The following is a 21,315-nucleotide window of genomic DNA, read 5'->3' on the forward strand; positions in this document are numbered from 1 at the left end:
GAATAGATGCTAGCATCGAATACACTTTATTCTTGAATGCTGCAGAATATCATTGAAATGTGACAGAATTTTTATGCTATTTATTTGAAATTATTATATTTTAAGATTAGGTTTGTCTGTGGTTTTAAGCCTGATCGCTCAAGTTAAAGAATATTCAGTTAAGCAATTGGTTTTGGTGGATTCAGAATAATATTGTCAATTTTTTTCAGGAAAATATCTTTAGCGATGTCGCCTTGTTGTTCAATGTTATAGGCAAAAAAAGGCTTGTTTGTAGTCAATTGATAGCGATATGGATTGTACTGTTTAAAGCTTAAATAATATGCCGTTTGTAAGAGTGCGCCATGTAGCAAGACATTGATTTTCTGTTGATATTGCAAGACATGCGCCATTTCGTGAATAAAAATGGCTTGATAGCCTAAATGTGCTTGAGTGTAGTCTGAACGGTAATGCAAATTACGCACATGAATATCACCACAGGGTGCCATAAATATATGTTGTGGTTGCCAAGGTAAATAGGGGTGATTCATGACTCTGACTTTGCTGTAGTCAATTAAATGACCGAACACAGACTGGCATAGCTGTATTTCTGCAGGTGTTAAGTAGCGATATTTAAACTGCGCAAGTTTTAAAAAACGCATGAGCAGACTTAAAAATAAGAAATGCAGTTGCAGCATGTAAATTGATCATGAAAGGCTGATATCAAAAATATAGCGTAAATTGGCTGATGACCCAATCTAATTATCTTGTTTAAGTCAAACTACCAAGGCTTTACATTATGGCGAGACAAATATTCAAAAATAAAAAAACCACCCGAAGGTGGTTTTTTGAGTCGTACTCGTTTTATAAGGTACAACGCAAACCGAATTAACGGTTGATGTCGCGTTGAGTGTAACCTGTGTAAAGCTGACGTGGACGACCGATTTTGTAAGGACCGCTGTGCATTTCTAACCAGTGGCTGATCCAGCCTACAGTACGTGCAAGAGCGAAAATTACAGTAAACATTTCTGTTGGGATACCAATCGCTTTAAGGATGATACCTGAGTAGAAGTCTACGTTAGGGTATAAGTTACGCTTGATGAAGTATTCATCAGATAACGCAATACGCTCAAGTTCCATTGCAAGTGCAAGTTGTGGATCGTTGATACCTAAGTCGTTAAGAACTTCGTCACAAGTTTGCTTCATTACTGTTGCACGTGGGTCGAAGTTTTTATAAACGCGGTGACCGAAGCCCATAAGCTTCACTTCTTTAGTCTTCACTTTTTCCATGAAGTCTGCAACGTTTTCTACAGAGCCGATTTCATCAAGCATCTTAAGAACAGCTTCGTTCGCACCACCGTGAGCAGGACCCCAAAGTGCAGAAATACCTGCAGAGATACATGCGTATGGGTTAGCGCCAGTAGAACCAGCTAAACGTACAGTTGAAGTAGACGCGTTTTGTTCGTGGTCAGCGTGAAGCGTGAAAATACGATCCATTGCGCGAGCGTGAACAGGGTTTACTTTGTAATCACGGTCTGCTGGTGTAGCAAACATCATGTACAAGAAGTTTTCTGCGTAGCTTAAGTCGTTACGTGGGTAAACAAATGGTTGACCAACAGTGTACTTGTAGCTCCAAGCCGCTAAAGTAGGAATCTTCGCGATTAAACGAATCGCTGTGATTTCACGGTGGTTAACATCTTCGATGTCTAAGTTGTTGTGATAGAACGCAGATAACGCACCAACAACACCTACCATGATTGCCATAGGGTGAGCGTCACGACGGAAACCGTTATAGAAACGTTTTACTTGGTCGTGAACCATAGTGTGGTTACGAACTTTAGCGTCAAAATCAGCTTTTTGTTCTGCAGTTGGAAGCTCGCCATTTAATAATAAGTAGCAAGTTTCTAAGTAGTCAGCTTTAGTCGCTAATTGGTCAATTGGGTAACCACGGTGTAAAAGAATACCTTTGTTACCATCAATGAACGTAATTTTAGACTCGCAAGACGCTGTTGCCATAAAACCAGGATCAAAAGTAAAGTGACCTGCCGCCAACACATCCTTAACGTCAATTACATCTGGGCCTAATGTGCCGCTGTAAATTGGTAATTCAATTTCTTTTCCATCAAGCTGTAATACGGCTTTTTTGCCAGTTGCTTCAGACATTCAATAGATCTCCTGTCCTGGTGAATGTTGATCTGACTCGAAGTATCAATCTTTTAATGCGCAAGTCAGACGGATTAAAAATTAGCTCTAAGATTAGAGAGTACTGAAATTTTGTCAATTATACTTATGGATTAAGTAGACGACTGTTTGCAGAAAAAGCCGAAAAAATTCCAGTAAAAAAATCAATAAAATCACAGCACAGCCGCAGTATCATAAGTCAAAATTTGTTGGATGTGCAGAAAAAAATCATCGTTTGGGATTAATTGTAAGCAATTTTAAATAATGGTTTTGCTGTGGTGATTCTGCGGTGGGTTGCAGCCCAAAACTTAAATTTATCTAATTCTCATAACTTACACGTTTTTGCATTGCCATCAGGCAGGTTTGTCTTTTGGATACAGGCTGCAAGTCGGGTATTTAAAATAGATGTTAATTGATCAAAAAATGACTGATTAAACAAAGAAAAACTTTTAGAAAACGTTGGTTTTTGGCCAAAAGAATATGGGTTTTTGCATAAGACTAAGTGTTTCTCGTTTTGTGTAATATTAGAAAATACTGGATAAGTCATTCTTTCGCATGACGATTATGGTAAGAAGTGTGGGTTGGTATTTAGAGAAGACGCTGAATATAAGTTTGAGAAATAGTCTGGGTTATAAACCTTGTAATACGGGATATATAAAAGAGTCTAAGTCTGTTGATTATTAATAAATAGAAGTTATCCAAGTGTGAGTAACACAATGATTATTGCTTTGCAGCAACGTGCCACAGCATTAACAGTAAAAGATGCGAGTGTCCGATAAAGCTGTTTGCTCAATGTTTGTAGACGCGAATAGATACGATAGAGCACAAGGTGCAAATTTATCTTTAGTCTAAATATTCTAAACAGGTATAAAGCCATATATAGAGCCTATTACTGAATAATTTGTATAAAAACATTGTGTTAGAAGTGTAATTGCAATTCGTTCAAGCAGGTTGTTGCTTCTTGTTGTTGTTAACGATTCTTATTTAAAGGATTTTTGGCAAAAAAGCCGAGCTGTGTTGTTTGTATTTTGACAGTTGACGTTTTATAATTCAGTGTCGTTTTAAGGTTAGGCATGAATTTGCCTGACAATGCCAGCTTTCCTTCGAATTTATTCCAACAAACTCCGGATGGAGTTTTTACTTACAGGATGCCCGCTGTGAAAAGCAACAGACCTGTCAATTTGTCCATGGGTCAAGTTTTAGAAGTAAACTTAAAATCGCCCGTGGCTATTGCATCAATTCTACACCGTCTTTCTGGTGTCATCGTATTTTTACTCGTACCGGTACTTTTATGGTTGTTAGACAAGTCTTTGTCTTCACCTGAAGGTTTTGCTCAAGTTCAAGAAATTTTTAACGGTTTCTTTGTGCGCTTTATCGTATGGGTATTTGTAGCCGGCTTAATCTATCACTTCATTGCTGGTGTTAAGCACTTACTTGCTGACCTTGGTTTTGCAGAAGAACTGCAAAGTGGTCGCATTGCAGCTACTATTTCATTGATCTTGTCTGCTATCGGTATCGTTGCAGCATTTGTATGGATTGTAATCTAATGAAAAGTGCTACAGGTTTAACGGGTTCAGGTTCTCGCGATTGGTTTATCCAACGTATTAGTGCTGTTGTTCTTGCTGTTTATACCGTTGTGGTATTTGGTTGGATTCTTCTTAACGGTGGATTCAACTTTGAACAGTGGTACGGCTTTATGATGACATTACCAATGAAGATTATGTCTTTATTGGCAGTCTTATCTCTTGTTGCACATGCTTGGATCGGTATGTGGCAAGTATTCACTGACTATGTGACTACTCGTCAAATGGGTCCTTCAGCTTCAGGTTTACGCCTAGTGCTGACTTCAGCAGTGATTATTGCTGTTTTTGCATACGCAATCTGGGCAATCCAGATTTTCTGGGCGAATTGATAGGAAAATATCATGGGCGCGATTAACCCTAAAGAAGATTATACAAATATTCCACACCAATTCTTTGACGCAGTCATTGTTGGTGGTGGTGGTTCAGGTATGCGTGCATCTTACCAACTTGCTCAAGCAGGTTTGAAAGTTGCGGTATTGACTAAAGTATTCCCTACACGTTCACACACTGTTGCAGCGCAGGGTGGTATTGGTGCATCTCTTGGTAACATGCAAGAAGATAACTGGCACTACCACTTTTACGACACGGTAAAAGGTTCTGACTGGTTGGGCGACCAAGACGCGATTGAATTCATGACGCGTGAAGCGCCACAAGTGGTTTATGAATTAGAACACTTGGGTATGCCATTTGACCGTAACGCAGACGGTACAATTTACCAACGTCCATTCGGTGGTCACTCTGCAAACTACGGTGAAAAAGCGGTTCCACGTGCATGTGCTGCAGCTGACCGTACAGGTCACGCACTTCTTCACACGCTTTATCAAAGCAACGTGAAAATGGGCACTCAATTCTTCGTAGAATGGATCGCTCTTGATTTGATCCGTAACGAAGCTGGCGATGTACTAGGTGTGACTGCAATTGACCAAGAAACAGGTAAAATCGCAGTATTCCAAGCGAAAGCGACATTGTTTGCTACAGGTGGTGCAGGTCGTGTGTACCGTGCATCTACAAACGCATATATCAACACTGGTGACGGTCTTGGTATGGCTGCGCGTGCAGGTATTCCATTACAAGATATGGAATTCTGGCAGTTCCACCCAACAGGTGTTGCGGGCGCGGGCGTATTGTTAACGGAAGGCTGTCGTGGTGAGGGTGGTATCCTTCGTAACGATTCAGGCGAACCGTTCATGGAGCGTTATGCACCAACTTTGAAAGACTTGGCGCCACGTGACTTCGTATCACGTTCTATGGACCAAGAAATTAAAGAAGGTCGTGGTTGTGGTCCAAACAAAGACTACATCTTGCTTGATATGACGCACTTAGGTGCAGACACAATCATGAAGCGTCTTCCATCTGTATTTGAGATTGGTAAGAAATTCGCGAACGTTGACTGTACTAAAGAGCCAATTCCTGTTGTGCCTACAATCCATTACCAAATGGGTGGTATTCCAACCAATATTCATGGTCAAGTGGTTGTTCCAGAAAGCCGTGAAACTCAAGAGTTGGTTGCGAACTACAACGCAGAAACTGATACATATACAACCAACGCGGGTGACCGTGACTTTGCTAAACCAGTAAAAGGTTTCTATGCAATTGGTGAGTGTTCATGTGTATCTGTACACGGTGCAAACCGTTTAGGTACAAACTCATTGCTTGACTTGGTTGTATTTGGTAAGGCTGCTGGTCAACACATCATTGAGTATGTGACTAAGCAACATGATGGTGAGTACGAGCCACTTCCAACAACTGTACTTGAAAATACTGTGAACCGTATTCGTAAACTTGACGAATCGACTTCAGGTGAAAACGCTCAAGAAGTTGCTGATGCAATTCGTAACATCGTTCAAGACCACGCAGGTGTATTCCGTACTTCAGCATTGCTTGATGAAGGTGTGAAACAAATTCTTGCGCTTGAGCCACGTGTTCGCAACATTCATTTGAAAGACAAATCTAAAGTATTCAACACTGCACGTGTAGAAGCATTAGAAGTTGAAAACTTGTATGAAGTTGCTAAAGCGACACTAATCTCAGCTGCTGCACGTAAAGAATGTCGTGGTGCGCATACGGTTGTAGACTTTGAGTTACCACCAGATCACCCAACTTATTCTTATGGTCGTCGTGATGATGAGTGGATGAAGCATACTTTATGGTTCTCTACAGATAACCGTCTTGAGTACAAACCAGTACGTTACAAGCCGCTTACTGTAGCTGCTATTCCACCTAAACCACGTACATTCTAATTGGGAGAAGTAAGATGAGTAGAGGTACTCGTACATTTAATATCTACCGCTACGATCCTGATAAGGATAAAGCACCGTACATGCAAACTTTTAAGCTTGAATTGACTGATAAGCACCGTATGTTGCTTGATGCGCTTCTTGCATTGAAAGTACAAGACGAAACTTTAACGTTCCGTCGTTCATGTCGTGAAGGTATTTGTGGTTCTGATGGTGTAAACATCAACGGTAAAAATGGTTTAGCGTGTCTTTGGAACCTAAACGACTTACCAGAAGTGATTACGATTCGTCCACTTCCAGGTCTTCCAGTAATTAAAGACTTAGTTGTTGATATGAATCAGTTCTACGATCAGTACAACAAGATTCATCCGTTCTTGATCAACAACCAGCCTGCGCCTCCAAAAGAGCGTTTACAGTCTCAAGAAGACCGTGAACACCTTGATGGTTTGTATGAATGTATTCTTTGTGCATGTTGTTCAACTTCATGCCCATCATTCTGGTGGAACCCAGACAAGTTCTTGGGTCCTTCAGCATTGTTGAATGCATACCGCTTCATCATTGACTCTCGTGATACTGCAACTCAAGAGCGTTTGGCTCGTCTTGACGACCCATTCTCATTGTTCCGTTGTAAAGGCATCATGAACTGTGTGTCTGTTTGTCCGAAGGGTTTGAACCCGACGAAAGCAATTGGTCACATTCGTAACATGTTATTAGACCAAGCTGGCTAAGCGAGCTAAGGTTGAAAAAAAAGCACATCTTTGGATGTGCTTTTTTTATGGCTTAATATTGCTGTAAAAGTAAAATAATAATTTGATGTGTTTTCTTAATATTGAACATAAAAACGCAGTATGCAAAGAAGTGATTAAAAAATGAGTGCTTGATATTTTTTAGGTATAACTGCTGGATTAATAGACAAAAATCGATAAACGGCGACTAAAGTTGCACACAATTGTAATCCAGTGCTGCTATTTTGTTGTAAAGCATAGGCAAATGCCAAGATTAGCTGCAATATTTGTTTTTAGGTGTTATCATGTAACGTGTAATTGAGAGGGCAGATTGAGAGATGTGCTCTCTTTTCTTTTATCTAAAATAGCGGGGTTGGACTTTGGTCTAAATTGCTTCTGTTTTTTAAATAAAGCACCATATATTAGATGAAAATAGAATCACTGTATTTCGCCAATTTATAGGAGGTATGTGTCAAAAAAATCAATTGGTTTATGAGATCATGTTACGATTAATGAACCGCTATATTTAAAAAATGTTGAAATTTTGTACATTTTATCAACATTTTAACGCTGTTTAGTGTGCTATTTAATCAGACTAAAAGTATAAAAGTCGGGTTAGAAAAGCGAAGTGAGTGAACTTCATTTTTCTAAAACGATTTTGCAAAAAATTGCTCGGCTTGGGTCGAGTATATAGATGAGTGATGATGCCAATGAGGGCGTTATGATTCATAAATGACATTGGGTTTTCCTAATGTAGTGATAACGCCTCATGACATTTGTCAACTGGGGACTAATGTCATGTTACCAATTTGACATTATCAATCATGGGTTTTGCTTAAAAAGCATCCTGGAAAATGTTTTTGCAATAGGAAATGGGTCCACAAATGCAAGAAGTTGCTGACGCACTGCGTCTTGACACTGAACTTTCCGCTGATAGTGCAGCGTATATTGAAGAACTTTACGAGCATTATTTGACGTCACCGGAATCAGTCGGTGCTGATTGGCGTGAATATTTCGATAAATTCCCGAAGGGTGATCAACCACACAGCAATGTACGTGAGCAATTCCTTTTATTAGGTCGTAATTCAAATCGCGTTCAAGCCATTGTTCAAGGTTCAGTGAGTTCTGAACACGAACAACGTCAAATTGGCGTGTTGCAACTGATTGCAGCTTACCGTAACCGTGGTCACCAAAAAGCAAAATTAGATCCATTAGGTTTGGCAAAACGTGAAGACGTGCCAGATTTAGATCTTGCTGCGCATGGATTAACCAAGTCAGATTTAGACACGGTATTCCACACAGGTAACTTGGCGATTGATAAAGCTGAAGCGACCCTAGGTGAAATGGTTGAAGCTATGCAGTCAATCTACTGCGGTTCAATTGGTGCAGAATACATGCACATTGTTGATACCAAAGAGAAACGCTGGATTCAACAACGCTTAGAGAGCGCACGCGGTAAATTTACGTTCACTGCAGACCAAAAGAAACACGTACTTGAGCGCTTAACAGCAGCTGAAGGTCTAGAAAAATATCTAGGTAACAAATACGTGGGCGCTAAACGCTTTGGTGTAGAAGGCGGCGAATCATTTATCCCAATGGTCAACGAAATTATTCAACGTGCAGGTGCTGTAGGTTGTAAAGAAGTTGTGATTGGTATGCCACACCGTGGTCGTTTGAACCTGCTTGTGAATATCATGGGTAAAAACCCAGCAGACCTATTTGGTGAGTTCGAAGGTAAGAGCTTACACAAAAAAGGTTCGGGTGACGTGAAATATCACCAAGGTTTCTCATCTAACGTGATGACACCAGGTGGTGAAGTGCACTTGGCGCTTGCGTTTAACCCATCACACTTGGAAATTGTTGGTCCAGTGGTTGAAGGTTCTGTTCGTGCACGCCAAGTACGTCGAAAAGACATTGGTGGTGATGACGTATTGCCATTAATCGTACACGGTGACGCAGCATTTGCAGGTCAAGGTGTGAACCAAGAAACCTTCCAAATGTCACAAACTCGTGGTTATACCGTAGGTGGTACAGTTCACATTGTGATTAACAACCAAGTTGGTTTCACAACTTCTGACCCACGTGACGCGCGTTCTACAGAATACTGTACTGACATTGCAAAAATGATTCAGGCGCCAATTTTCCATGTGAATGGCGATGACCCTGAAGCTGTAATTTTTGTATCTCAATTGGCACACGATTTCCGTCACACATTCCGTAAAGACGTTGTGATTGATTTGTTCTGCTACCGTCGTCGTGGTCACAACGAAGCTGACGAGCCAGCAGCAACTCAGCCAATGATGTATCAAGTGATTAACAAAAAGACCACAACACGTACTTTATACGCTGACCAATTGGTGCAAGAAGGTGTGTTGGATCGTGCTGCGGCAGATCAAATGGTTGAAGACTACCGTTCTGATTTAGAAGCGGGTAATCACGTTGCGAATGCGTTGGTACTTGAGCCTAATACCAAAATGTTTGTAGATTGGTCTCCGTACTTAGGTCATGACTATACAGACGTTTGGGATACGACTTTCCCTGTTGAGCGTTTGAAAGAACTTGGTCAAACCATGCGTAAACTTCCAGAAGGTTTCGTAATGCAGCGCCAAGTTGCAAAAGTGATTGATGATCGCTTAAAAATGCAAACGGGTGAAATGCCACTGAACTGGGGGGCAGCTGAAACTTTAGCTTATGCTACTTTGTTGGATGAAGGTTATTTAGTTCGTTTGACTGGTGAAGACGTAGGTCGTGGTACTTTCTCACACCGTCATGCGAAATTGCACAACCAAGTCGATGGTAAAACTTATATTCCGTTATGCCATATCAAAGAGAACCAACCACGTGTTGCAATCTACGACTCATTATTGTCTGAAATGGCAGTATTGGCATTCGAATACGGTTATGCAACGACACTTCCAAAGAGCTTGATCATTTGGGAAGCACAATTTGGTGACTTCGCAAACTGTGCTCAAGTGGTGATTGACCAGTTCATTTCATCTGGCGAAACCAAGTGGGAGCGTGTGTGTGGTTTAACGATGCTTCTTCCACACGGTTTTGAAGGTCAAGGTCCTGAGCACTCATCTGCACGTTTAGAGCGTTTCTTACAGCTTTGTGCGGAAGAAAACATGCAAGTGATGACACCAACAACACCTGCACAGATTTTCCACGCTTTACGTCGTCAGGCGATTCGTCCAATCCGTAAGCCAATGATCATCATGTCGCCGAAGTCTTTACTTCGTCACAAGTTAGCAGTGTCTAACCTTGATGAGCTTGCAACTGGTACATTCCAGACTGTGATTGATGAAATTGACAACATCAACAAATCAGACGTGACGCGTTTGGTATTGTGTGGTGGTAAAGTGTATTACGACTTGCTTGAAAAGCGTCGTGAATTAGAATTGAACAATACTGCAATTGTTCGTATTGAACAGTTGTACCCATATCCAGAACAACGTCTTGCTGAAGTTCTTGCTTCTTATCCAAACGTAAAAGAATTAGTTTGGACTCAAGAAGAGCCGAAGAACCAAGGTGCTTGGTTATTCATCGCGCCACGTTTATATGATGACGTAATGAAAACTGGTAAACAGATTCGCATTAGTTATGCGGGTCGTGAAGCATCTGCAGCACCAGCGTGTGGTTCACCATATTTGCATGCAAAACAACAAGCTCAGCTCATCAATGACGCGCTTGCGATCGTAGCTGAATAACAGGAGATTCGAAGTAATGGCAACCGAAATTAAAGCACCGGTATTTCCAGAGTCAGTTGCAGACGGTACGATTGCAACTTGGCACAAACAACCAGGTGAAGCAGTTTCACGTGATGAGGTGATCTGTGATATTGAAACCGATAAAGTTGTTTTGGAAGTAGTCGCTCCTGCTGATGGCACAATCTCTGCAATCATCAAAAACGAAGGCGATACAGTTCTTTCTGACGAAGTAATTGCTCAATTTGAAGCGGGTGCTGTTTCTGGCGCTGCTCAAACTCAAGCAGTTCAGTCTGAAGCACAAGTAGAGCAAGCTGCGGCGAAAACTGAAGCAGGTGCTGCGCCAGTTGTTGAGCGTGCACAACCAGTTGCTGACCAAGCACCAGCAGTACGTAAAGCGTTGACTGAAACAGGTATCAATGCTGCAGACGTGTCAGGTACAGGTCGTGGTGGTCGTATCACTAAAGAAGATGTTGCAAATCATCAAGCTAAACCTGCTGCTGCAGCTGCGCCATTAAGCGTTGCGGTAGGTGAGCGTATCGAGAAACGTGTTCCTATGACACGTTTACGTAAGCGTGTTGCAGAGCGTTTACTTGCAGCGACTCAAGAAACTGCAATGTTGACAACATTCAACGAAGTGAACATGAAGCCAATCATGGAAATGCGTGCACAATACAAAGACGCATTTGAAAAACGTCATGGTGCACGTTTAGGCTTTATGTCTTTCTTCGTGAAAGCTGCAACTGAAGCATTGAAACGTTACCCAGCAGTAAACGCTTCTATTGATGGCGAAGACATCGTATATCACGGTTACTACGACATCGGTGTTGCGGTTTCTTCTGACCGTGGTTTAGTGGTTCCTGTATTACGTGATACAGACCGCATGAACTACGCTGAAGTAGAAAACGGTATTCGTGACTATGCTTATAAAGCACGTGACGGTAAGCTAGGTATTGAAGATATGACTGGCGGTACATTCACCATTACTAACGGTGGTACTTTCGGTTCATTGTTATCTACACCAATTCTAAACACGCCACAAACTGCAATTTTGGGCATGCACAAAATCCAAGAGCGTCCTATGGCGGTAAATGGTCAAGTTGAAATCTTGCCAATGATGTACTTAGCGCTTTCTTATGACCACCGTTTAATTGATGGTAAAGAAGCTGTAGGTTTCCTTGTAACAATCAAAGAATTGTTAGAAGAGCCAGCTAAACTCATCCTTGACCTTTAATTCTAAAGAATAAATCAGTGGGCTTGGAGCGATCCTCTAAGCCCATTTTTGGAGATAAAAATGTCTCAACAATTTGATCTTGTTGTTATTGGCGGTGGCCCAGGTGGTTATGAAGCGGCAATTCGTGCGGCTCAACTTGGCTTTAAAGTTGCGTGTATCGAAAAACGTATTCACAAAGGTAAACCATCTTTGGGTGGTACATGCTTAAACGTAGGCTGTATCCCATCTAAAGCATTACTCGATTCTTCACATCGTTATGAAGATACGGTTCATCACTTGGCTGATCATGGTATCACTACAGGTGAAGTACAGTTTGACCTTGCGAAGCTATTAGCACGTAAAGACAAAATCGTTGACCAATTAACTGGCGGTATTGATCAGTTATTAAAAGGTAACGGTGTTGAGTGGTTAAAAGGTACGGGTAAATTGCTTGCAGGTAAAAAAGTTGAGTTCGTTTCTCATGAAGGCGAAACTCAAGTTTTAGAGCCTAAGTATGTGATTCTTGCGACTGGTTCAGTTCCTGTAAATATTCCTGTTGCTCCTGTAGATCAAGACATTATTGTTGATTCTACTGGTGCATTAGAATTCCCAGAAGTGCCTAAGCGTTTAGGTGTGATTGGTGCAGGCGTAATTGGTCTTGAACTTGGTTCAGTATGGCGTCGTCTAGGTGCAGAAGTTGTTGTATTTGAAGCAATGGATGCATTCTTACCAATGGCTGACAAAGCTTTGGCAAAAGACTACCAGAAACTATTGACTAAGCAAGGTATGGATATCCGTATCGGTGCGAAAGTTTCAGGTACTGAAGTTAATGGTCGTGAAGTGACTGTTAAATATACCCAAGGCGGCGAAGAAAAAGAACAAACTTTCGATAAATTGATCGTTTGTGTAGGTCGTCGTGCTTATGCTGAAGGTTTATTGGCAGATGACTGCGGTATTAAACTGACTGAACGTGGTTTGGTTGAAGTAAACGATTGGTGTGCAACTTCTGTTGAAGGTGTATATGCAATTGGTGACTTGGTACGTGGTCCAATGCTTGCACACAAAGCAATGGAAGAAGGCGTAATGGCAGTTGAGCGTATTCATGGTCATGCTGCACAAGTCAACTACGACACAATCATTTCAGTAATCTACACACACCCTGAAGCGGCGTGGGTTGGTTTAACTGAAGAGCAAGCGAAAGAAAAAGGCCACGAAGTGAAAACTGGTCAATTCGGTTTCGCAGTAAATGGTCGTGCTTTAGCTGCAGGCGAAGGTGCTGGTTTCGTGAAGTTTGTTGCAGATGCAAAAACAGATCGTTTATTGGGTATGCACGTGATTGGCCCTGCTGCGTCTGACATCGTTCACCAAGGTATGATTGCACTTGAGTTTGTATCTTCAGTTGAAGATTTACAATTAATGACATTTGGTCACCCAACCTTCTCTGAAGTGGTGCATGAAGCCGCTTTAGCTGTAGATGGGCGTGCGATTCACGCGATTCAGCGTAAACGCAAATAACACTAAAAAGAGCGGCTTAGGCCGCTCTTTTTGCATTTGATGGTTGTATTTATGGGAATAATCATCTAAAAGTAAAGAGCATAGGAAAAACACCACACAAGGAAAGCAATATTAAAACTTCGGTTTGATATTGGTGGTGATAACTGAATAAAAGAAGTAGTAAAAGGTTAGTCAATGAATCTACATGAGTATCAAGCAAAAGCGCTATTAAAAAAATATGGTATGCCAGTACAAGAAGGCATTTTGGCAACTACAGCCGTAGAAGCCGTGCAAGCTTTCGAGCAACTGGGCGGTAAATTTGCGGTGATGAAAGCTCAGGTGCATGCAGGTGGTCGCGGTAAAGCGGGCGGCGTGAAGGTCGTAAAATCTGCACAAGAAGCAGCAGACTATGCCAACCAAATTCTTGGAACACGTTTGGTCACCTATCAAACCGACGCCTATGGTCAGCCTGTAAATAGTATTTTAGTGGCTGAAGATGTTTATCCTGTAGAGCGTGAACTGTATTTGGGTGCAGTGGTAGATCGTTCTAGCCGTCGCGTCACTTTTATGGCATCTACCGAAGGTGGTGTTGAAATTGAGAAAGTGGCTGAAGAAACCCCAGAAAAAATTATTAAAGTAGAAGTTGATCCTTTAGTGGGTTTATTGCCATTTCAGGCACGTGAAGTGGCTTTTGCATTAAAACTCAAAGACAGTCAAATCACGCAGTTTGTGAAGATTATGACAGCGGCTTATCAGGCATTTATCGACAATGATTTTGCCTTATTTGAAATTAACCCATTGTCTGTACGTGAAAATGGCGACATTTTATGTGTCGATGCCAAAGTCGGTATTGATTCTAATGCACTGTATCGTTTGCCTGAAGTCTTGGCACTGCGCGATAAAACACAAGAAAATGAACGTGAATTGCGTGCATCAGAATTTGACCTGAACTATGTTGCTTTAGAAGGCAATATCGGTTGTATGGTGAATGGTGCAGGTTTAGCAATGGCAACTATGGATATTATTAAACTCTATGGTGGTCAGCCTGCGAACTTCTTGGATGTAGGTGGTGGTGCAACCAAAGAACGCGTAATTGAAGCCTTTAAAATTATTTTGGCAGATCACTCGGTTAAAGGCGTACTGATTAATATTTTTGGTGGAATTGTACGTTGTGACATGATTGCGGAAGCAATTATTGCAGCGGTTCAGGAAGTAAATGTGACGGTACCTGTAGTGGTTCGCCTAGAAGGGAACAACTCGGAACTTGGTGCAAAATTACTCGATGAATCAGGATTAAAACTTATTTCTGCAAACGGCTTGTCTGATGCCGCAGAAAAAATTGTTGCTGCAGTGAAAGCTTAAGGAGAATCAGGATGAGCGTATTAATTAATAAAGACACCAAAGTATTGGTACAAGGTTTCACTGGTAAAAATGGTACTTTTCACTCAGCACAAGCACTTGATTATGGAACTAAAGTGGTGGGTGGGGTAACGCCAGGAAAAGGTGGTCAAACCCATTTGGAATTACCTGTATTTAACACCATGAAAGAAGCTGTACGTGAAACAGGTGCAGATGCATCGGTGATTTATGTGCCTGCACCGTTTGTTTTAGATTCGATTGTAGAAGCAGTCGATTCTGGAGTAGGTTTGATTGTGGTGATTACGGAAGGTGTGCCAACCATCGACATGCTCAAAGCCAAGCGTTATTTAGAAACCAATGGCAATGGTACACGTTTGGTGGGACCAAACTGCCCAGGTGTGATTACACCAGGTGAATGTAAAATTGGCATCATGCCAGGGCATATTCATCAACCAGGACGAATTGGCATTATTTCACGTTCAGGTACTTTGACCTATGAAGCTGTGGCACAAACCACCAAATTAGGCTTAGGGCAATCGACCTGTATCGGGATTGGTGGTGACCCAATTCCAGGTATGAACCAAATTGATGCTTTAAAATTGTTCCAAGACGACCCAGACACCGATGCGATTATTATGATTGGTGAAATTGGTGGTACGGCAGAAGAAGAAGCTGCGGAATATATCCAGTCGAATGTTAGCAAACCTGTGGTGGGTTATATTGCAGGAGTGACAGCACCTAAAGGTAAGCGTATGGGACATGCGGGTGCAATTATTTCAGGCGGTAAAGGCACTGCGGAAGAAAAATTTGCAGCCTTTGAGCGTGCTGGAATTGCTTATACGCGTAGCCCTGCTGAATTGGGTTCTACCATGTGGCAAGTCTTAAAAGATCAAGGTTTACTTAAATAAGCCAAATTTTGAAACGCTTGATTTTATTCAGCACTCAATCCCCAATATTGGGGATTTTTTATGTTGAAAAATTAGCCACATTTGAGAGATAAAGTATATGATAAGAGTTAATTTGGTATTGCTTTGTTGCATAAATATGTAAGCATCTGATTTAAATAAATTTAATTTTGTATCAAAAAATAATCAAAACTTTTAAATCATATAGTTATGAAATCTTTGTGCGACAAAGCCGTTCAAGTAGTTTTTGCATCTAGGGAAATGATTTTTTATTGTTGAACAAGCTGTATAAACAGCTGATTCAAATAAAAAAAATACGCAATGATTGGGGTGATCATTGCGTATGAAAACGAATCTGCTTTCACAGCTTCGATAACGGAGAAATGTTATGAAATTAGGATTACTCCTAAAGCATGTAAGTATACTAAACTGAGAAGAAATACTAATCCGCAGTATTCAGGTTACGTGATGTTAAATCACGTAAGTAATAAGTGTTTTTGTGAATCACGTCATCTTATGTTGATTTTTCACTCAAATAAAAAGTCTCTTATTCATGTGAATAAGAGACTTTAAAATATTTGTATCTACAAAATGCTTAGAAGCGAAAAACGCCTAATCCAGCTTTCACTTCGTCTAAAGTTTGCTGGGTAATATCACGGCATTTGTCGGTGCCTGTTTTCAAAATATCCATAATGTAGTCAGGATCTTTAGCAAGTTCGATACGACGTTCACGGATCGGCCCAATCAATTCTTTTAGAATGCCTTCCAAACGCTTTTTCACCGTACCATCGCCCAAACCACCACGACGATAATGCGCTTTCAGTTCTTCAAGTTCTTCTTTGTTGGTATCGAAGGCATCTAAATAAGTAAATACTACGTTGCCTTCAACCTGACCTGGGTCTTCGATACGCAGGTGATTTGGGTCGGTGTACATTGCATTGACAGCTTTTTTAATGTCTTTGTCTGTGGCATCTAACACAATGGTATTGCCCAGTGATTTTGACATTTTCGCTTTACCATCAAAACCAGGTAAACGTCCGACATTTGACAACAATGCCTGACATTCAGGTAGCAAGTCATGACCAATTTGACGATTCACCCGACGCACAATTTCATTGGTCTGTTCAATCATTGGAATTTGGTCTTCACCTACAGGAACGACCGTTGCTTTAAATGCAGTAATATCGGCTGCTTGAGCTACAGGGTAGCACAGGAAACCTGCAGGAATATCACGCTCAAAACCACGCATCTGAATTTCAGATTTAATGGTTGGGTTACGCTCCAAACGTGCCACAGTCACGAAGTTTAAATACAACATGGTGAGTTCGTTTAATGCAGGCAGGCAAGATTGCACGCAAATGGTGGTTTTTGTTGGATCAATCCCCACCGCTAAATAATCGGTTGCTACCTCAATAATATTACGACGGACTTTTTCAAAGTTATCGGCATTGTCAGTTAAGGCTTGAGCATCGGCAAGTAACAGATGTTGATGATGTGAGTCTTGTAAACCTACACGTGAACGTAAAGAACCCACAAAGTGACCTAAATGTAGCTGTCCAGTCGGACGATCGCCCGTCAAAATCACAGGACGATTATCTTGATTACTCATTTTTTTTTCCAAGTCGTATCTACGACATCTATGTACCGATGAATTGCTACATTGTAAGGCATAACATTTTTCAATGTCACTTCCTTAAACAGATTGAATTGAATTCGTTTAAAAAATTAATGAAGTAAATACAGAGTTTATTTGCGTACAGTTTTAAAATAGATAGAAAATCGCATAAGGATAACAAAGCAATGGCGAGCAGTTTATTACTTTTATTAGATGACATTGCAACCGTTTTAGATGATGTAGCCGTCATGAGTAAAATGGCTGCTAAAAAAACCGCAGGGGTTTTGGGCGATGATTTGGCGTTGAATGCGCAGCAAGTCAGTGGTGTACGTGCAGAGCGTGAGTTGCCTGTGGTATGGCGTGTGGCTAAAGGTTCATTCATCAATAAGCTAATTTTAGTACCGCTCGCGTTATTAATTAGTGTCGTTGCGCCGTGGTTAATCAATCCTTTATTGGTGGTTGGTGGTCTATTTTTAAGTTATGAAGGTGTGGAAAAAATCATGCACACCTTACAGCACAAAAAAGCAAAAACTGCCGCAGAAGCGCAATTAGAATTGATTCAGACTGAGCAAGACCTTGCTCGTTTTGAAAATGAAAAAATTAAAGGTGCAGTGCGTACTGACTTTATTCTATCGGCTGAAATTGTGGTGATTTCATTAGGTACAGTCGCAGCCGCTAGTTTTTTAACTAAAGTAACCGTCTTGAGTGTGATTGCCATTGCCATGACCGTTGGGGTTTATGGCTTAGTTGCATTTATTGTCAAAATTGATGACATTGGTTTACATCTGACTGAACAAGTATCTAATTTTAAACAACGTATTGGTCGTGGCTTATTGGCATTCGCCCCAATATTAATGAAAACCTTGTCAGTTGTTGGGACTGCTGCCATGTTTTTAGTGGGTGGTGGTATTATCAATCATGCTATTCCATTTGTGCACCATTTCACAGAAGATACAGTAGAGTATGTTCAAGACATCCCAACTATGGGCAGCATTGTAGGGGCTGTAACGCCAACCTTAATGAATTTTGCGGTGGGTATTTTAGCGGGTGTGTTGGTTGTGATTATGGTTACACTGATTCAAAAAGTATGGCCAAAGTCTAAACCGAGTCAATAAGACCTGCTTCAAGACTTAGACTATATTTAGAATGAACTATCATTCAAAAAATTGAGAAAGGATAAGAATAATGCGTTGGAAAGGTCGTCGAGTTAGTACGAATGTAGAAGACCGCCGTGGTGGCGGTGGAGCAAAAGCGGGCGGTATCAGTATCTTGGGCTTGGTGGTCGCCTTTGTTGCGTGGAAATTTTTTGGGGTCGATCCTCAATCTGCTTATCAGGCAACTAAGCAAGTCACCTCACATGCACAAAGTGCTGAAACCAAAGGTTTAGACAACCCAAGCCCTGAGCAGCAAGAAGCCATTGAGTTTGTGGGTACCGTTTTGGCAGATACTGAAGACACCTGGTCACAAGTGTTTCAGCAGCAATTAAATAGCCAATATATTCCACCTAAACTGGTGTTGTTTACGGGCGTGGTGAATTCGGGTTGTGGTACTGCACAATCTGCCATGGGGCCATTTTATTGCCCTGCCGATCAAAAAGTATATATTGATACTTCATTCTTCCAAGCCATGCGTCAGCAAATGGGGATTGGTGGAGAGCAAAATCAGACTGAACTTAGCCGAAACGATCAGGCTGGTGATTTTGCACAAGCTTACGTGGTGGCACATGAAGTTGGACATCATATTCAAACCATTTTAGGCATTTCTGAACAAGTGCATAAAGCACGTCAGCAAGTCAGTGACGTGCAGGGCAATCAGCTTTCGGTGCGTCAGGAACTGCAAGCGGACTGTTTATCGGGAGTTTGGGCACATCATAACCACCAGCGTACTCAATTCCTTGAACAAGGCGATATTGAAGAAGCGATGGATGCAGCACATAAAATTGGCGATGATTATTTGCAAAAACGTGCACGTGGACAAGTCGTACCAGACAGCTTCACGCATGGTACTAGTGCGCAGCGTGTACAATGGTTCCAAACAGGCTTAAAGTCAGGTTTGATTAACGATTGTGATACCTTTAATGCTGCAATTTGAGTGACTTAAACTTGTATGATTATGATAAAAGGAGTGATTGATTCACTCCTTTTTCTTTTTAACAATTGCAGGAAATCAGGCTGTTTATGAAGCCAAATAGAACGAGTACAAAACCCAGTGATGAATTAGCACGGCAGATTTTATCCGTGGTGTGTCTAATTCCTAAAGGGCATGTAGCGACTTATGTACAAGTGGCGGCATTGGCAGGTTTACCCAAACATGCGCGATTAGTGGGGTATGTCTTAAAGCATTTGTCGGCAGGTCATCAAGTCCCGTGGCATAGAGTGATTAATGCACAAGGCAAAATTAGCCTAAGTAAGTTGAATACTCAGGGAGAGAATATACAAGTATTAAAGCTAATGGCTGAAGAAATAGTTGTGCTTGAAGGTAAAGTAAATTTAAAACAATACCAATGGCGACCTTGAGTCGTTGAAAAAACAAGAGGGAAGAAAGCAAAGCTTAAGCAGACTAAATATTATGTTGTAAGCAAAGTGGTTTAAGAAATTGTTGAAATGAAAAACAGTATAGTTTTAAGTGCATGAAGATGTGAAAAAGAAAGAAAAAGCGAAAAGTTCCCCATTTCCGAAGAAATGAGGAACAAAAAACTTATTGGCGTACCACAAGTACAGGTGTTGTGCCTTCGCTTAAAATGCTTTGAGCAACGCTACCTAAGAATAATTTTTTCAAGCCAGTACGACCATGAGAACCGATCACGATCAGGTCAGCATTTAACTCTTTCGCAGCATTGCTGATTTCACGTGCAATGACTTGACCTTCAAGTAATTTAGTTTCAGCTTCAACACCTTGCTCAGTGAATTTTAGTTTCGCTTCTTCTAAAGTTTTTACGATAGAAGCACGCGCACGTTCAATTAAGTCATTGGTTTGGTTTGCTGTGATGTATTCTGCAGCAATGTATGGGTCAAGAGTAAGTACTTGAACCACAGTAATTTTACTACCAAATGCTTTTGCAAGTTCAGCAGCTTTTGCAACAGCAGCAAAAGAAGTTTCAGAACCGTCCACTGGTACGAGGATGTTTTGGTAAGCCATGAGTGTTTCTCCTTATTGTAATTTCAATACTTTAATAAAATATTCGCTCTGAGTCCTGTCTTATCTTACGCTGAATTTATAGAGAATAAAACCCAGTAATTTCATAAAGATAATTGAGTGCTGTAAGTCCTTATTTCACCTTAATTTAGCATGAAATTATGACGCTGTGCTTGAAATTCAACTAAAGTTTTAGTCCTTATTGTTGTGCTGATTTTTAAAAAATTCCACCAGTTTTTTAACGTCATCTGTCTGCAATTGTTCTCGTATTTGTAGCAGATATTTTTCATCTAAATCATACAGTTTTAGTGCCAGAATGTCGGAAATTTCAGCTGCATTAAAACGGTGTTTAATCACTTTAGCAGGTACGCCCGCCACAATGGCATAAGGTGGTACATCTTGCGTAACCACTGCACCTGTAGCCACAATAGCACCTTCACCCAGTTCAACGCCTTGCATAATCATGGCTCGACTGCCAATCCAGCAACCATCACCAATTTTGGTATCACCTGCAGCAACAAAACTACGGGTATCGAATGGAAAAGCGGAAATCCAGTCACTGCGATGCAATTGATTGCCACCCATCATAATCACACATTCAGCTCCAAAGCAGACAAAATTGCCAATATAGAGCTGATCAATTGGTTTTTCTACTGTAGCGGGTTTGTCGTGCAAATAGCGCACTACACAACGCTCGAAGCCCTGATCCCAATAAGCTGAATAATACGAGTAATTGCCTTTAATATGGATATTCGGATTTTTTACAGTTTTGGAGATAAACTCAAATTCGCACCAGTGTTTGACAGGGGAATTAATCAGCGCTTCAGACATGGTTTTTTCGTATGGGAAGGTGAGGGGATTATAACGAAGATTGCTCAGCACTGCTAAAAAGTGCGAAAGTTTTGCAGTGTAGGGATGTTGTGATTATTTAAACCAATGCCACAAAAACATAAAAATATTTTTGACACTATGGGGAAAGATGAAACCCCAAATGCCAAAAAAGAGTGATGCTGCCAATATGATGTTGATGGGATTGCTCTGTGTATTGATATAGAGTCCCCAAACTGGAATCAAAATAAGTCCTAAAACAGCCCCAGAAAGCGCATAAACAAATGCATGAATGATGCGATTTTCCATCTTATTTTCCTCTATTTTTATCGCAGTATAATCTATAAGCTCGGCTGTATG

Annotated in this window: 18 protein-coding genes; 12 read left to right on the plus strand and 6 right to left on the minus strand. The window is 41.0% G+C overall.

The features are described 5' to 3' along the window. Positions 1–158 precede the first annotated feature (158 nt). Together HX743_RS03680 and gltA are read right to left on the minus strand one after the other, a co-directional pair. Complete coding sequence (locus tag HX743_RS03680) at positions 159–674, minus strand: hypothetical protein (protein WP_178318539.1); 516 nt, start codon at positions 672–674, stop codon at positions 159–161. A gap of 190 nt (positions 675–864) precedes the next feature. Next, the gene (gltA, locus tag HX743_RS03685) at positions 865–2,139 is read right to left on the minus strand and encodes a citrate synthase (protein ID WP_096901013.1); all 1,275 of its coding nucleotides are present in this window, start codon (positions 2,137–2,139) and stop codon (positions 865–867) included. 1,166 nt (positions 2,140–3,305) lie between these two features. On the opposite strand from gltA, the gene sdhC reads away from it, so the two are divergent. From sdhC to sucD, 9 genes are all read left to right on the plus strand, one after another. Next, positions 3,306–3,704, plus strand: a complete 399-nt coding sequence (sdhC, locus tag HX743_RS03690) for a succinate dehydrogenase, cytochrome b556 subunit (protein WP_026438062.1) — start codon at positions 3,306–3,308, stop codon at positions 3,702–3,704. Beyond that, positions 3,704–4,069, plus strand: a complete 366-nt coding sequence (gene sdhD, locus HX743_RS03695) for a succinate dehydrogenase, hydrophobic membrane anchor protein (protein WP_004972200.1) — start codon at positions 3,704–3,706, stop codon at positions 4,067–4,069. The genes sdhC and sdhD overlap by 1 nt, the downstream gene beginning before the upstream one ends. Before the next feature lie 12 nt (positions 4,070–4,081). Then, complete coding sequence (locus HX743_RS03700; protein WP_004972199.1) at positions 4,082–5,980, plus strand: FAD-binding protein; 1,899 nt, start codon at positions 4,082–4,084, stop codon at positions 5,978–5,980. A gap of 14 nt (positions 5,981–5,994) precedes the next feature. Next, on the plus strand, positions 5,995–6,705 hold the full coding sequence (locus HX743_RS03705; protein WP_096901010.1) for a succinate dehydrogenase iron-sulfur subunit: 711 nt from the start codon (positions 5,995–5,997) through the stop codon (positions 6,703–6,705). Between the two features lie 881 nt (positions 6,706–7,586). Then, complete coding sequence (locus HX743_RS03710) at positions 7,587–10,409, plus strand: 2-oxoglutarate dehydrogenase E1 component (RefSeq protein ID WP_178318583.1); 2,823 nt, start codon at positions 7,587–7,589, stop codon at positions 10,407–10,409. A gap of 16 nt (positions 10,410–10,425) precedes the next feature. Beyond that, positions 10,426–11,640 (plus strand): 2-oxoglutarate dehydrogenase complex dihydrolipoyllysine-residue succinyltransferase, encoded by a 1,215-nt coding sequence (gene odhB, locus HX743_RS03715; protein WP_004972191.1) that lies wholly within the window; start codon positions 10,426–10,428, stop codon positions 11,638–11,640. 60 nt (positions 11,641–11,700) lie between these two features. After that, positions 11,701–13,134, plus strand: coding sequence for a dihydrolipoyl dehydrogenase (lpdA, locus tag HX743_RS03720; RefSeq protein ID WP_131260672.1), 1,434 nt, complete (start codon positions 11,701–11,703; stop codon positions 13,132–13,134). Positions 13,135–13,308: 174 nt separating this feature from the next. After that, on the plus strand, positions 13,309–14,475 hold the full coding sequence (gene sucC / locus HX743_RS03725) for an ADP-forming succinate--CoA ligase subunit beta (RefSeq protein WP_070153939.1): 1,167 nt from the start codon (positions 13,309–13,311) through the stop codon (positions 14,473–14,475). Between the two features lie 11 nt (positions 14,476–14,486). After that, positions 14,487–15,380 carry a succinate--CoA ligase subunit alpha gene (gene sucD / locus HX743_RS03730; protein ID WP_096901008.1) on the plus strand — a complete coding sequence of 298 codons (894 nt, stop codon included), beginning with the start codon at positions 14,487–14,489 and terminating at the stop codon, positions 15,378–15,380. 592 nt (positions 15,381–15,972) lie between these two features. Here the strand turns inward: sucD and trpS are convergent. Beyond that, positions 15,973–16,986, minus strand: a complete 1,014-nt coding sequence (gene trpS, locus HX743_RS03735) for a tryptophan--tRNA ligase (RefSeq protein WP_004972183.1) — start codon at positions 16,984–16,986, stop codon at positions 15,973–15,975. A 191-nt stretch (positions 16,987–17,177) separates the two neighbouring features. Between trpS and HX743_RS03740 the strand changes: the two genes are divergently transcribed. The 3 genes from HX743_RS03740 to HX743_RS03750 all read left to right on the plus strand — a co-directional run bounded on the left by HX743_RS03740 (position 17,178) and on the right by HX743_RS03750 (position 19,508). Continuing rightward, positions 17,178–18,107, plus strand: a complete 930-nt coding sequence (locus tag HX743_RS03740) for a DUF808 domain-containing protein (protein ID WP_178318540.1) — start codon at positions 17,178–17,180, stop codon at positions 18,105–18,107. A gap of 70 nt (positions 18,108–18,177) precedes the next feature. After that, entirely contained in the window at positions 18,178–19,083 is a 906-nt protein-coding gene (locus HX743_RS03745; RefSeq protein WP_168418047.1) for a neutral zinc metallopeptidase, read from the plus strand. Between the two features lie 86 nt (positions 19,084–19,169). Continuing rightward, positions 19,170–19,508, plus strand: coding sequence for an MGMT family protein (locus HX743_RS03750; protein ID WP_178318541.1), 339 nt, complete (start codon positions 19,170–19,172; stop codon positions 19,506–19,508). Positions 19,509–19,689: 181 nt separating this feature from the next. Here the strand turns inward: HX743_RS03750 and HX743_RS03755 are convergent, their stop codons facing one another. The 3 genes from HX743_RS03755 to HX743_RS03765 all read right to left on the minus strand — a co-directional run bounded on the left by HX743_RS03755 (position 19,690) and on the right by HX743_RS03765 (position 21,264). Continuing rightward, positions 19,690–20,130, minus strand: coding sequence for a universal stress protein (locus tag HX743_RS03755; protein ID WP_178318542.1), 441 nt, complete (start codon positions 20,128–20,130; stop codon positions 19,690–19,692). Between the two features lie 189 nt (positions 20,131–20,319). Further along, positions 20,320–20,958 (minus strand): CatB-related O-acetyltransferase, encoded by a 639-nt coding sequence (locus tag HX743_RS03760; protein ID WP_178318543.1) that lies wholly within the window; start codon positions 20,956–20,958, stop codon positions 20,320–20,322. A 93-nt stretch (positions 20,959–21,051) separates the two neighbouring features. Continuing rightward, positions 21,052–21,264 carry a hypothetical protein gene (locus HX743_RS03765; RefSeq protein WP_178318544.1) on the minus strand — a complete coding sequence of 71 codons (213 nt, stop codon included), beginning with the start codon at positions 21,262–21,264 and terminating at the stop codon, positions 21,052–21,054. Positions 21,265–21,315 lie beyond the last annotated feature (51 nt).

The organism is Acinetobacter sp. Swhac1, assembly GCF_013390985.1.
In the GTDB taxonomy this organism is placed as follows: Bacteria; Pseudomonadota; Gammaproteobacteria; order Pseudomonadales; family Moraxellaceae; genus Acinetobacter; species Acinetobacter towneri.

Excerpts from the sequence above, each read along its gene's own strand:
- trpS (WP_004972183.1), bottom strand. The coding sequence starts at position 16,986 with ATGAGTAATCAAGATAATCGTCCTGTGATTTTGACGGGCGATCGTCCG.
- lpdA (WP_131260672.1), top strand. The coding sequence starts at position 11,701 with ATGTCTCAACAATTTGATCTTGTTGTTATTGGCGGTGGCCCAGGTGGT.
- sucD (WP_096901008.1), top strand. The coding sequence starts at position 14,487 with ATGAGCGTATTAATTAATAAAGACACCAAAGTATTGGTACAAGGTTTC.
- HX743_RS03710 (WP_178318583.1), top strand. The coding sequence starts at position 7,587 with ATGCAAGAAGTTGCTGACGCACTGCGTCTTGACACTGAACTTTCCGCT.
- HX743_RS03755 (WP_178318542.1), bottom strand. The coding sequence starts at position 20,130 with ATGGCTTACCAAAACATCCTCGTACCAGTGGACGGTTCTGAAACTTCT.
- HX743_RS03750 (WP_178318541.1), top strand. The coding sequence starts at position 19,170 with ATGAAGCCAAATAGAACGAGTACAAAACCCAGTGATGAATTAGCACGG.
- odhB (WP_004972191.1), top strand. The coding sequence starts at position 10,426 with ATGGCAACCGAAATTAAAGCACCGGTATTTCCAGAGTCAGTTGCAGAC.
- HX743_RS03765 (WP_178318544.1), bottom strand. The coding sequence starts at position 21,264 with ATGGAAAATCGCATCATTCATGCATTTGTTTATGCGCTTTCTGGGGCT.
- HX743_RS03740 (WP_178318540.1), top strand. The coding sequence starts at position 17,178 with ATGGCGAGCAGTTTATTACTTTTATTAGATGACATTGCAACCGTTTTA.
- HX743_RS03700 (WP_004972199.1), top strand. The coding sequence starts at position 4,082 with ATGGGCGCGATTAACCCTAAAGAAGATTATACAAATATTCCACACCAA.
- sucC (WP_070153939.1), top strand. The coding sequence starts at position 13,309 with ATGAATCTACATGAGTATCAAGCAAAAGCGCTATTAAAAAAATATGGT.
- sdhD (WP_004972200.1), top strand. The coding sequence starts at position 3,704 with ATGAAAAGTGCTACAGGTTTAACGGGTTCAGGTTCTCGCGATTGGTTT.
- HX743_RS03705 (WP_096901010.1), top strand. The coding sequence starts at position 5,995 with ATGAGTAGAGGTACTCGTACATTTAATATCTACCGCTACGATCCTGAT.
- HX743_RS03680 (WP_178318539.1), bottom strand. The coding sequence starts at position 674 with ATGCTGCAACTGCATTTCTTATTTTTAAGTCTGCTCATGCGTTTTTTA.
- HX743_RS03745 (WP_168418047.1), top strand. The coding sequence starts at position 18,178 with ATGCGTTGGAAAGGTCGTCGAGTTAGTACGAATGTAGAAGACCGCCGT.
- sdhC (WP_026438062.1), top strand. The coding sequence starts at position 3,306 with ATGCCCGCTGTGAAAAGCAACAGACCTGTCAATTTGTCCATGGGTCAA.
- HX743_RS03760 (WP_178318543.1), bottom strand. The coding sequence starts at position 20,958 with ATGTCTGAAGCGCTGATTAATTCCCCTGTCAAACACTGGTGCGAATTT.
- gltA (WP_096901013.1), bottom strand. The coding sequence starts at position 2,139 with ATGTCTGAAGCAACTGGCAAAAAAGCCGTATTACAGCTTGATGGAAAA.